Raw genomic sequence first — 11893 nt, 5'->3', positions numbered from 1 at the left:
GCGCGAAGAGCGCGACGTACAGGGGCGTAAGCAGCGACAGGGCCGCACACCGCCGGGAGGAAAGGACTGGTGATGCGAGCTTCGTGTATGCAACACGCGCGCCTGCGGCGGCATGTTCGGTTCGTTCTCGCGCTCGTGAGCGGTCTCGCGATGCGGTTCCCCGCGACGGCCACGCTACGCGCGCAGCCGTCGCCTACCGCCATCCTCGATCGCCTGCAGGCCAACGGCACTCGCCCGATCGACTTTCATGCCGCCACGTTTCCCGACACGGTGTACGTCGGGCAGCAGGTCACCTATCAAGTGGCGGTGCTGCTCAGCGAGTCGGCGCGCGCTCGGCTGCGCCGCAATCCGGAGTTCCTGCCCCCGGAGTTGCGAGGGCTGTTGGCCTACGAGCTCGGCACACCGCGTCGTGTCGCGCCGCGCAGCTACGGCGGCGGCACCTTCGAGGCGCACGTGTTTCAGCGCGCGCTCTTTGCCGTGGCGCCGGGCACGCTCATGGTGCCGGCACCGCAACTCAGCTACACGCTGCCGCAATCGTCCAGCTACTTCAGCCGCGAAGAGCGCTACATCGTGCGGGCCGAGAGTGCGCAGCTGGTCGTGAAGCCGCTGCCCGACGCTGGCCGTCCGCAGGACTACACAGGCGCCGTCGGTGTTCTGCGCGCGTCGGTGAAACTCGATTCGTCCACCGCGCGCGTCGGCGATCCGCTGGTACTGACCATGCGCGTGGACGGCACCGGCAATGTGAAGCTGCTGCCGCGCCCGGTGCTCGAAGTGTCATGGGCCTCCACCGTGCCGGGCACCGAGCGCGTCAGCGTGGACACGAGCGGCGCGATGGTGCGCGGCTATAAGGAGTTTGATTGGATTCTCACCCCGACGCAGGCCGGGAGTGTCGAAGTCCCCACGCTGCGCTACAGCTACTTCGATCCGTATCGCGGCCAATACGCCTACGCAGAAACCACCCCGAGCGCTCTCTCGGTCGACGACGGCACGCTCGCCGCCGCCGCTGAAGGCGACAACGTATCAGTGGTCCCGCTCCGCCAGTGGCGTGGCGCCTCGACCGAGTCGCTGGCCGTGAAGTTGGCCGCCTGGCGCGTGCCGCTCGCTGCCCTGTTGCTGTTGGCGCCGCTCCCCTGGCTCGCGATCGTGATTGGTGGGCGCGTCGGTGGCGCCCGTCGCGCACGGAACGCCGCGGCCGAGGGAGGGGCCGGCGCGGCTGCTCCGCGGGTCGTCAGTGATGATGACGGCGACCATGCGCGCTACACGCGGCGCACGTTGCTCGGCTCGCTCGCGCAGCGATTGAACGTCTCACCGCAGGAACTCGTGTCGCGGCGCGACGTCGAGCGCACCGTGCGACGTCGTGGTGTCACGCGCGACACCACCAAGGCTTTGCTCACGCTGCTCGATGCGCTGGCCGAACAGGGCTTCAGCGATGTGCCCGGGCCGGTGACCGGTCGCGCTGACCTCACCGCGCGTGCCGACGCGCTGCTTGCCCGCATCGACACCGAGGCCGTTACCCACGCGCGCGCCATTCGCAGTGCCCGGCACGCACAGGCACGCTTTGCGCTGTTCGTCGCACTGGGGGGCGCTGCGGTCGCCGCAGCACCGCGCACGAGCGCGGCCATGCAGGTCACACCGACGATCTCCACACCGGTGCAGGCCACTCCGGCGCCGTCTGTTCCCGATCGAGGTGCCCTCGAGGCCACGGTGACGCGCGCGACGGATCTCTACGCACAGCGCCAGTATTCTCGCGCGGCCGAACTGTTTGCCGAGGCCGTGGATGCACGCTCTGCCGACGCTGATCTGCTTGCCAATTGGGGGGCCGCCGCCTGGGCCGCCGGAGATACCGTTTCGGCCGTGATCGCATGGCAACGTGCTGCACGACTCGAACCCGTCGCCGTCGATCTGCAGGAGCGACTGACATCGCTGCCCGCGGGTGCGCGCGGCGGAGTCGCCGAAGTTCCCATGATTCCCGTGCCGGCGCTCGTGCTGACCTCGATCGCCGCGTGGCTGCTGGGATGGAGTCTGCTTGCCGTCGTGCGCGCACGAAGCCGCGGTGGCGATGCGTCGGCGTGGATGGGATTCGCTTCCACGGCCGCCGTGTTCGCGCTGCTGCTCGCGGTGGGCACCGGTGCTGCTGCGGCGTGGGGATTCCGGGAGCTCGATGCCACCGGCGTGCTGGTCGTGCGCCGGCCCGAAACGATGCGTACCGCGCCGGGCAATGACGCGAACGCGATGGGTGGTGTCGCCACCGGTGACGTCGTGCGCGTCGAAGACGCTGGTGACGGCTGGCTCAAGGTGTTGCACGCCGACGGACGTCGCGGCTGGCTGCCGGCGCAACGCACCATTCCGCTCGTCTCGCCGGCTGTCATTCGATAGCTTGTCGTATGTCGCGTATCGCCATTCTCTCCAGTGCTGTTGCCGACCAGATCGCGGCCGGTGAAGTCGTGGAACGACCCGCGTCGGTCGTCAAGGAACTCGTGGAGAATGCGCTCGACGCCGGTGCCACCACCGTTGACGTCACCGTCGAGGAGGGTGGCCGCGCGCTGATCCGTATTGCCGACGACGGCAGTGGCATGGATCGCGACGATGCCGTGCTCTGCCTGTCGCGACACGCCACGTCGAAGATCACGGCCGCCGAACAGCTGGTAGGCGTTCGCAGCTTCGGCTTCCGGGGAGAAGCGTTGCCCGCCATCGCGTCGGTCTCCGAGCTGATGATCGAGACGGCATCGGAAGACGGGGCAGGAACCCAGGTGCGCGCCGCCGCCGGGGCTGTACTCGAGACACGCGAGACCACGCGACGTCGGGGCACCACGGTGTCGGTGCAGCGGCTCTTCTACAACACGCCCGCGCGACAGAAATTCCTGCGCAGTGCGCGATCGGAATGGCGCGGCATCATGGACACCATGCACGCTATCGGCGCGCTCCGTCGCGACGTGCACTTCACGGTGCGCCACGATGGCAAGATCGCCCTCGATCTGCCCGCCGTGCCCACACTCCGCGCCCGACTCGCCGAGTTGTGGGGACATCGCGACGTGCAGCGGTTTGTCGATATCGACGATGTGCAGGGGCCCATCCACATTACCGGCATGGTCGAGCGTCCGGCTGATGTCGGCACGGCTACACGCCGGGTGCTGCTCATCATCAACGGACGCGTCGTTCGCGATCACGGCATCGTGCGCGCCGCCGAAGCCGCCTATCGGTCCACTTTGCCGTCCGGTGTGCGCCCATCACTCGTGCTATCGCTTCACGTGCCCGGCGGCGATGTCGACGTGAACGTGCATCCCGCGAAGTCAGAAGTGCGATTGCGTGATCGCTGGCCCACCGAACGCGCCGTCGAGAACGCTGTCCGCCGCGCCCTCGGCCTCTTCGACGCGAGTGCCGGCATCGGGTGGCGAACCTGGACGCCGGCGGCTGCGCCATCATGGCGCGATGACGTGCATGGCATGGAACCGGCGGCGCTACGTGCCACGCCGGCCGCCGAAGGACTCTTCGCCGCGCCCGCCGAAGCCGACGCCCCGGCGGACGCCCCCGCGTACGCGGCGGCCGTCGCCGTCGAGATGCGCGACACCGACGTACGCGCGGTCGACGACGCGCCGATTTCCGTGCCGCCGCTGCTGCAACTCCGGCGCATGTATCTCATGTTCGAGCACGAAGACGGCGTCATTCTCATTGATCAGCACTCGGCCCACGAGCGCGTGCTGTACGAAGAGTTCCTCGGTGTGCTCGAGCGCGGCGAGGCTCCGTCGCAGCGATTGCTCTTTCCGATGACGCTGCACCTCGGCCCCGATGAAGCCGAGGCCTTCGACGCCAATCGCTCGTCGTTCGAGAAGCTGGGTTTCGAGATGGAGGGCTTCGGCGGACACTCGCTCCTGGTGAACGCTGTACCCATGCCGCACCCGCGCTTTGACGCGGAACGCTGTCTGCGCGAAACGCTCGCCGCACTCACCGGCGATCGTGCGGCTGGCGACGCCAAGCGACATGAACGGCTCGCCGCCACGTTCGCATGTAAGGCCGCCATCAAGGCCGGCGACATCATGTCGCCGGGCGAGATGCGTGCGCTCTATATCGCGCTGGCCAACACCAAGTTGCCTGCCCACGACGTGCACGGTCGCTCGACGATTGTCCGCTTGTCATGGGACGAGCTCGACCGGCGATTCGGTCGGAAGTGACCGCCGCGAGCACCGGCGGTTCCGCTTCGCGGTCGTGGACGCCGAGGCGCATCATCGTTGGCCCGACAGCCGCCGGCAAATCAGCCTTGGCGATGTATCTCGCGCGGCAGCGAGGCTTGGCGATCGTCAGCGCTGACTCGCGGCAGGTGTATGATGGCTTCGACATCGGCACCGCGAAGCCTCCGCTCGCCGACCGGCAAGCAATTCCGCACTTCGGCATTGACGTGGTCGCTCCCACCATTCGGTACTCGGCCCGCGCCTGGGCCGACGACGCGGTGCGCTGGTGCGAGGACGCCGAGCAGGCAGGGACCCCGCCCGTCGTTGTGGGTGGGACCGGGCTCTACGTGAAGGCATTGGTCTCGCCCCTCGATGCGGTCCCGACGCTCGATCCCGACCGTCGTGAGGCGCTCGGGGCGTGGCTGGCGGCGTGCCCGCTCGACGAGCTGGCGCGCTGGTGCCGCCGCCTCGATCCGGCCCGCGCGCATCTGGGGCGTACGCAGCTGTTGCGGGCCGTCGAAACCGCGCTGCTGGCAGGGACGCGCCTCAGCGAGGCTCTCCGGTCAGTCGACCGCCCCGGTACCTCAAGGGAGAACCCGGCCGATGTCTCGACGCCGCCCTCCGCACGGTATCTTGTGGTAGATCCGGGGCCCGTACTGGCCGAACGGATTGCTCACCGCGTGCACCAGATGATCGCTGACGGTTTTGTGCAGGAAGTTGAACGCTTGAGAGAGTCGATCGCCCACGACGCCCCGGCGTGGTCCGCGAGCGGCTATCGCGTCGTGCGCGACGCCCTCGAAGGAGCGGGCGGCACGCGCGCGGTCGATGCCGCCATCGAGCGGGTGATCATCGAGACGCGGCAGTACGCCAAACGGCAGCGTACGTGGTTCCGGCATCAGATGCCGGCGGAACAGGTCACGCGAATCAACCCGGACGCGCCCGAGGCGCTCGATCAGGCGCTAGCCTGGTGGGATCACGAGGAATCCGTCGCGAACCACGCGATGCACACGAGGACCGCATGAAGATCGGCATCACCTGCTATCCGACGTACGGGGGATCGGGCGCCGTTGCGACTGAGCTCGGCATCGCACTCGCCGCACGTGGCCACGAAGTGCACTTCATCACCTATCAGCAGCCATTCCGCCTGCCGAGTTTTCTGCCGCGGGTCTGGTTTCACGAGGTGGATGTCGGACGCTATCCACTCTTCGAATATCCGCCGTACGACCTCGCCCTCGCGGTGCGCATGCACGAAGTCGTGCGCGATCATCAGCTCGACATCTTGCATTGTCATTACGCCATCCCGCATGCTACGAGCGCTTGGATCGCGCGCGAGATGCTGCGGGAGGGCAATGCGGATGTGCGCGTGGTGACGACGTTGCACGGCACCGACATCACCATCGTCGGACAGGAACGCTCGTTCTATACCATCACGCGTTTCTCGATCGAAAAGTCCGACAGTGTGACCGCCGTATCCGACTATCTGCGCGACCAGACGTACCGCGCGTTCGGATGCGTGGGCTGCGACGTCGAAGTCATTCCGAATTTCATCAATCCTGCGCTGTACGACCGCAGCCGTCACCATTTTCCGATTCCCACCGACGTCACGACGGGGCGAAAGGTGCTCATGCACATTTCGAACTTCCGACCAGTGAAGCGCGTGCGCGATGTCGTGCGCGTCTTTGCCGGCGTGAACAAGGAAGTGCCGGCGGTGCTGGTGATGGTCGGTGATGGACCGGAACGCGTCGAAGCCGAAGCGGAAGCACGCGATCTTGGCGTGGCGGAACATGTGCTCTTCCTCGGCAAGATCGATGCGATCGCGCCACTGCTCGCCGGCGCCGATCTGTTTCTGCTCACGAGTGACAAGGAGTCCTTCGGCCTCAGCGCCCTCGAGGCATTGGCGTCGGGCGTGCCCGTCATCGGTGCACGCGCGGGCGGGCTCCCCGAAGTCGTCATCGACGGGGAAACAGGATTCCTCTGCGAGGTCGGTGACGTGGAGGCGATGGCGGCGGCCGGCGTGCGCCTGCTGACGGATCCCGCGATGTGGCAGACCATGAGCACCGCCGCTGCCGCCGATGCGCGGAAACGATTCTCCGAAGATGCCGTCGTCGCGCAGTACGAAGCGCTCTATGAGCGCACCATCGCATCGGCGGTTGCCGGTCGATGAGTTCGGGACTTTTCCGTGGGTGGATGAACGCGTGACGATTTTTCAGGCGGTAGTGCTCGGCATCGTGCAGGGACTCGCTGAGCTGCTGCCGATTTCGAGTTCGGCACACCTGGCGCTCACGCCGTATTTCTTCGGGTGGAAAGATCCGGGTCTCGCCTTCGACGTCGCGCTCCATCTCGGTACACTGATCGCGCTGGTGTGGTACTTCCGCGCGGAGTGGATCGACATGACGAAAAGTGCGTGGAAGATCGCGTCGACGCGGCGTATCGAGACGGTACACGACCGACGCCTCGTGTATCTGGTCGTTGCCACGATTCCGGCGGGCGTCGGCGGCTTGCTGCTCAATGACCTCGCCGAGACCACCTTTCGTTCGCCGATGATCATCGGCACGGCGCTGATCGTGATGGGTGTACTGCTCTGGGCCATCGATCGTTGGAGCGCCCGCTCCCGAACGATCGAAGAAGTCACCATGCGTGATGCCATCATTGTCGGGTGTGCGCAGGTGCTTGCCCTCATCCCCGGTGTCTCACGCTCAGGCTCGACGATCACGGCGGGGCGCTTTCTCAAGCTCGATCGCCCAAGCGCGGCGCGCTTCAGCTTTCTCATGAGCATGCCGATCACGCTCGCGGCGGTCATTCTGAAGGTGCCCGAAGCCGTGCGCTCGGAAGGCGTCTCCGCGCCACTGGTCGCTGGTGTCGTGGCGGCCGCCATCAGCAGCTGGTTAGCCATTACCGTACTGCTGCGTTATGTGAGCAAGCATAGTTTCGGTGTGTTTGCCGTGTACCGTGTCATCCTGGCCGCCGTCGTCTTCGCCACCATCGCCACGCGCAGCTGATGGTCACGCCCTCGCCGACGCTTGCGGCCGAGTGCGGACTCGCCCGCCTCGACTACCATGCTCTGGTTGGATCGACAATGGACGAGGCGCATCGTCTCGCGCAGGCCGGCGCCGAAGCGGGCACCCTCGTGCTCGCAGACGCGCAGGAAAGCGGACGTGGTCGCGGCGGCCGGAGTTGGGTCTCTGAACCCGGTGCGGGGCTGTGGATGACACTCATCGAACGCCCTCGTGATCAGCACGCGCTCGATGTGCTCGCCCTACGTATCGGCTTGGCGCTGTCCGACGCACTCGAACCGTTTTGCGAAGGCCGCATTCGGCTCAAGTGGCCCAACGACCTGTTTGTCGGCGCGGGGAAGCTGGCGGGAATCTTGATCGAAGCACGGTGGCGCGAATCGCTCCCCGAGTGGGTCGCGATCGGCGTCGGCGTCAACCGTCGCATCCCAGAGGCCTTTCCCGATGCCACGTCACTACGTGAGGACATTCCTCGCGACGATGTGCTGCGGGCGATGCTGCCCGCCATGCGGCGAGCGGCCGCTCAGCCTGGCCGACTTACGCCAGAGGAATGCGCGCGCTGGGCCGAACGTGATCTGGCCTTCGGTCGCGACATCCTCGAGCCACGCGCCGGACGTGCCATGGGTATTGATGCCACCGGTGCGCTGCTGATTGCCGAGTCACGCGGTGCCATGTACGCCGCCCGCAGTGGCTCGCTCGTCTTCGCCGGGGAGGCACAATGAGCCGCGCCGTGAGTGGTTCGTCATGCTGATCGTCTTCGATGTCGGCAACACCGAGACCACCATCGGTCTGTTCGAGGGGACCACGCTGCGCGCCGACTGGCGCATCATGACGGCCGTACCGCGAACGTCCGATGAATTCGGCATCGTCTTGCGTAGTCTCCTCCACGCGTCGAACGTGGAGCTCCGCGCCGTCACGGCCGCCGCGATCGGCTCGGTTGTCCCGCCGATCACGGATCCGCTCGCGAAGGCGTGCGAGCGGTACTTCGGCGTCACGCCGATTCTGGTCGATGCGAAAGCGGCGCTGCCGATCACGGTGCAGGTCGACGAGCCGCTCAGTGTGGGCGCCGATCGGCTGATCAACACGCTCGCCGCGAGCCAGTTGTATCAGCGCGACACCATCTGCGTCGACCTCGGCACCGCCACCACCTTCGACTGCATTACGGCCGACGGCGTGTTTCTCGGTGGCGTCATCATGCCCGGTGTGCGCACGTCGGCGGAAACCCTGACGCGGCGTACGTCGAAGCTGCCGGCCACCGAACTGATTCCTCCCAAGCGCGTCATCGGCACGCGCACCGAGGAGTGCATTCGTGCCGGAGTGCTCTTCGGAGCCGCCGATGCGATCGATGGCATCGTGCGTCGCATCAAGGCGGAGTGGCCTGGGCGCGAGGTCCCGCTGGTGGTCGCCACGGGCGGTCTGGCGGAGACCCTACAGCCGTGGTGCTCGGAGTTCGATCTCATCGAGCCAACACTGACCCTGCAGGGATTGCGTTTGGCATACGACCTGCTTGTTCAGCAGTAGACCCGCTTCTCCGCGGTTCTGGCGCTGCCACGAAGGCAGCCTTCGTGGAAGTTCTTCTGCCATATCGGGCCCGCCAATGTCGATTCGGCAGTGATTGTAACGTCCTAAATGCTTTCATTGCTTGAAGTTACGAAATTGTATCGACGGTGAGCCCCGCTTGACTGCCACCGCCGTTGCGCTTAGCTTTGGGTCGTTAGCACTCGACTCGGTTGAGTGCTAACATCGAGCATACTCATTGGTTCGATCCCTGACACATACGCAGGAGACAACAGTTATGGCCACTCAGAGTGCCGCCAAGGTAGCGCCGCTCGCTGATCGCGTCGTCGTGAAGCCGAGCGAAGAAGCGGAACAGATGCGCGGTGGGCTGTACATCCCGGATACCGCCAAGGAAAAGCCGCAGCAGGGTTCTGTTGTCGCGGTTGGACCGGGCCGTTTCGAGAAGGAGACCCGCGTTCCGATGGACGTGAAGGTCGGCGACAAGATCCTGTACGGGAAGTACAGCGGTACGGAAGTGACGATCGACGGTGAGCAGCTGCTCATCCTCCGCGAGTCGGATGTGCTCGCGGTGATCAGCTAATCGTCTTCGAACCACTCAACGGTAAATAGCAACCATGGCTGCCAAGGAACTGCATTTCAACGTGGACGCGCGCGCTGCTCTCAAGCGTGGCGTCGATCAGCTCGCCGAGGCCGTGAAGGTCACGCTCGGACCCAAGGGTCGCAATGTCGTCATCGACAAGAAGTTCGGCGCCCCCACCGTGACTAAGGACGGCGTCACGGTCGCGAAGGAAATCGAACTGTCCGATCCGATCGAGAACATGGGCGCGCAGATGGTGAAGGAAGTCGCGACCAAGACGTCGGATCTCGCTGGTGACGGCACGACGACCGCCACGGTGCTCGCCCAGGCGATCTTCCGTGAAGGCCTCAAGAACGTGACCGCCGGCTCCAACCCGATGGCGCTCAAGCGCGGCATCGAGAAGGCCGTCGCGAGCATCGTCGAAGAGCTCAAGCGCATCTCCGTGCCCACCACGGGCAAGAAGGAAATCGCGCAGGTCGGTACCATCTCGGCGAACAACGACCCCGAGATCGGTAACCTCATCGCGGAAGCGATGGAAAAGGTCGGCAAGGACGGCGTGATCACCGTCGAAGAGGCCAAGGGCCTCGAGACGACGCTGGAGACGGTCGACGGTATGCAGTTCGACCGTGGCTACCTCTCGCCGTACTTCGTCACGGATCCGGAGAAGATGGAGGCGGTCCTCGAGAACGCCATGATCCTGATTCATGACAAGAAGATCTCGGCCATGAAGGATCTCCTCCCGGTGCTCGAGAAGGTTGCCCAGCTCGGCAAGCCTCTCCTCATCATCGCGGAAGACATCGAAGGCGAAGCCCTCGCGACGCTCGTCGTGAACAAGCTCCGCGGCACGCTGCGCGTCGTCGCCGTCAAGGCGCCGGGCTTCGGCGATCGTCGCAAGGCGATGCTGCAGGACATCGCGACGCTGACCAAGGGTCAGGTCGTGTCCGACGAAGTCGGCTTCAAGCTCGAAAACGCGGTCCTCACGGACCTCGGCTCGGCCAAGCGTATCGTGATCGACAAGGACAACACGACGATCATCGACGGCGCCGGCGAGACGAAGGACATCGAAGGACGCGTCAAGGAAATCCGTGGTGCCATCGAGAAGAGCACGTCGGACTACGATCGTGAGAAGCTCCAGGAGCGTCTCGCGAAGCTCGCCGGTGGTGTGGCCGTCATCAATGTCGGCGCCGCGACCGAAGCGGAAATGAAGGAGAAGAAGGCCCGCGTCGAAGACGCGCTGCACGCTACGCGTGCCGCGGTCGAAGAGGGCATCGTCCCGGGCGGCGGCGTCGCGCTTATCCGCGCGCAGCACGTGCTCAAGGATGTGAAGGTCGCCGAGCGCGACGAGCAGATCGGTGTCGACATCGTGCGTCGCGCGATCGAAGAGCCGCTCCGCATGATCGTGCAGAATGCCGGTGGTGAAGGCTCCATCGTCGTCGAGAAGATCCGCACGGCCAAGGAAACCAGCTTCGGCTACAACGCGCTGACCGACGTGTACGAAGACCTCGTGCAGGCCGGCGTGATCGACCCGACGAAGGTGACCCGCACGGCGTTGCAGAACGCCGCGTCGATCGCCGGTCTCCTCCTCACGACGGAAGCGCTTATCGTCGAGAAGAAGGACAACTCGGCGCCTGCTGGAGGCCACGGTGGTGGCCCCGGCGGCGGCATGGGCGGCATGTACTAAGCCGTTCAGACAGTCGAAGGAAACAGAACGGGCGCCCAATCGGGCGCCCGTTCTGCCGTTCGAACCCGTCGCGTGGCGGTTAGAAGCCGAGCGATAATTGCGACGCGCGCACCAACCACGCCGCTTCACCGGTCGATGTCATCGGCGGCAGCGGTAGATGTTGTGACGCCGCCGACAGCGCGTCGCGCGACCAACCGGCCCGGCGCAGCGCGTCGCGCGTCCGCTCGATCGCCAGCGCGGGAAGGTTGTTCGTCTCGCTCAAGTGTGTCAGCAACACACCGCGCAGTCCGCGATGCGCACACGCGCTTACGAACCCGGCGGCCGCACCGTTCGAGAGATGCCCGAGGCCTCCGCTGATCCGTTGTTTCAGCGACCAGGGATACGGACCACGTGCAAGCATCTGCTCATCGTGGTTTGATTCGACCACGATCAGGTCTAATCGCTCAAAGGAAACCGGCAGCGCCTCCGGAACGCGCCCGACATCCATCGCCACTCCTGCGCGCGCGCCACTCCGGATATCGGTGAATACGAGCGCACGACAATCCCGCGCGTCATGCGGCACCGAGGTCGTCTCGACCAGGAAACCGCTGATCGACGTCGGGCCGTCATCGGTGAAGGTTCGCCCCGCACGCAATGAGACGTCCGTTGCGCTGGCCACGCCCAACGCCTCGATCGTGCCCGCCGACCCGTACATCGGCCAGCCCCAGCGCGTGCACGCGACGCCGGCGCCGCTCGCGTGATCGGTGTGCTCGTGCGTCAGCAGCAACGCACTGATCTCTTCCGGCCGACGGCCCACCGCCTTCAGCCGTCGCGCGAGCGAGCGCGGGCCGAATCCCGCATCAACCAGCACCGCGCCATCCGTGCCGTCGATCAGGATGGCGTTGCCGCGACTCCCGCTGCCGAGAACCGTTATACGGAGCATGCGTGCCCAGCGACGGCG

10 protein-coding genes are annotated in these 11893 nt (G+C 65.9%); 9 read left to right on the top strand and 1 reads right to left on the bottom strand.

Annotated features, from left to right (window positions below; genetic code table 11):
• Positions 1-87 precede the first annotated feature (87 nt).
• From HKW67_RS06445 to groL, 9 genes are all read left to right on the top strand, one after another.
• Entirely contained in the window at positions 88-2376 is a 2289-nt protein-coding gene (locus HKW67_RS06445) for an SH3 domain-containing protein (protein ID WP_206044625.1), read from the top strand.
• An 8-nt stretch (positions 2377-2384) separates the two neighbouring features.
• Positions 2385-4169, top strand: a complete 1785-nt coding sequence (gene mutL, locus HKW67_RS06440) for a DNA mismatch repair endonuclease MutL (protein WP_171224596.1) — start codon at positions 2385-2387, stop codon at positions 4167-4169.
• Positions 4133-5188, top strand: a complete 1056-nt coding sequence (gene miaA / locus HKW67_RS06435) for a tRNA (adenosine(37)-N6)-dimethylallyltransferase MiaA (protein WP_171224595.1) — start codon at positions 4133-4135, stop codon at positions 5186-5188. The genes mutL and miaA overlap by 37 nt, the downstream gene beginning before the upstream one ends.
• The gene (gene bshA, locus HKW67_RS06430) at positions 5185-6330 is read left to right on the top strand and encodes an N-acetyl-alpha-D-glucosaminyl L-malate synthase BshA (RefSeq protein WP_171224594.1); all 1146 of its coding nucleotides are present in this window, start codon (positions 5185-5187) and stop codon (positions 6328-6330) included. Before miaA ends, bshA begins: the two co-directional genes overlap by 4 nt.
• A complete protein-coding gene (gene uppP / locus HKW67_RS06425) occupies positions 6293-7165 on the top strand; it encodes an undecaprenyl-diphosphatase UppP (protein ID WP_206044624.1) in 873 nt (290 codons plus the stop codon). The genes bshA and uppP overlap by 38 nt, the downstream gene beginning before the upstream one ends.
• Positions 7165-7899 carry a biotin--[acetyl-CoA-carboxylase] ligase gene (locus HKW67_RS06420; RefSeq protein ID WP_171224593.1) on the top strand — a complete coding sequence of 245 codons (735 nt, stop codon included), beginning with the start codon at positions 7165-7167 and terminating at the stop codon, positions 7897-7899. The genes uppP and HKW67_RS06420 overlap by 1 nt, the downstream gene beginning before the upstream one ends.
• Positions 7900-7921: 22 nt before the next feature.
• A complete protein-coding gene (locus HKW67_RS06415) occupies positions 7922-8698 on the top strand; it encodes a type III pantothenate kinase (RefSeq protein WP_171224592.1) in 777 nt (258 codons plus the stop codon).
• Between the two features lie 274 nt (positions 8699-8972).
• Positions 8973-9275: a co-chaperone GroES gene (locus HKW67_RS06410; protein ID WP_171224591.1), complete on the top strand. Its 303-nt coding sequence runs from the start codon at positions 8973-8975 to the stop codon at positions 9273-9275.
• A gap of 34 nt (positions 9276-9309) precedes the next feature.
• Positions 9310-10953 (top strand): chaperonin GroEL, encoded by a 1644-nt coding sequence (gene groL, locus HKW67_RS06405; protein WP_171224590.1) that lies wholly within the window; start codon positions 9310-9312, stop codon positions 10951-10953.
• Positions 10954-11032: 79 nt separating this feature from the next.
• Here the strand turns inward: groL and HKW67_RS06400 are convergent, their stop codons facing one another.
• Positions 11033-11875: an MBL fold metallo-hydrolase gene (locus HKW67_RS06400; protein WP_171224589.1), complete on the bottom strand. Its 843-nt coding sequence runs from the start codon at positions 11873-11875 to the stop codon at positions 11033-11035.
• Positions 11876-11893: the final 18 nt, after the last annotated feature.

The sequence above is a fragment of the Gemmatimonas groenlandica genome, from assembly GCF_013004105.1.
Lineage (GTDB): Bacteria > Gemmatimonadota > Gemmatimonadetes > Gemmatimonadales > Gemmatimonadaceae > Gemmatimonas > Gemmatimonas groenlandica.
The sequence above is the reverse complement of the archived record's forward strand: the minus strand, read 5'-3'. Positions and strand labels throughout refer to the sequence as shown.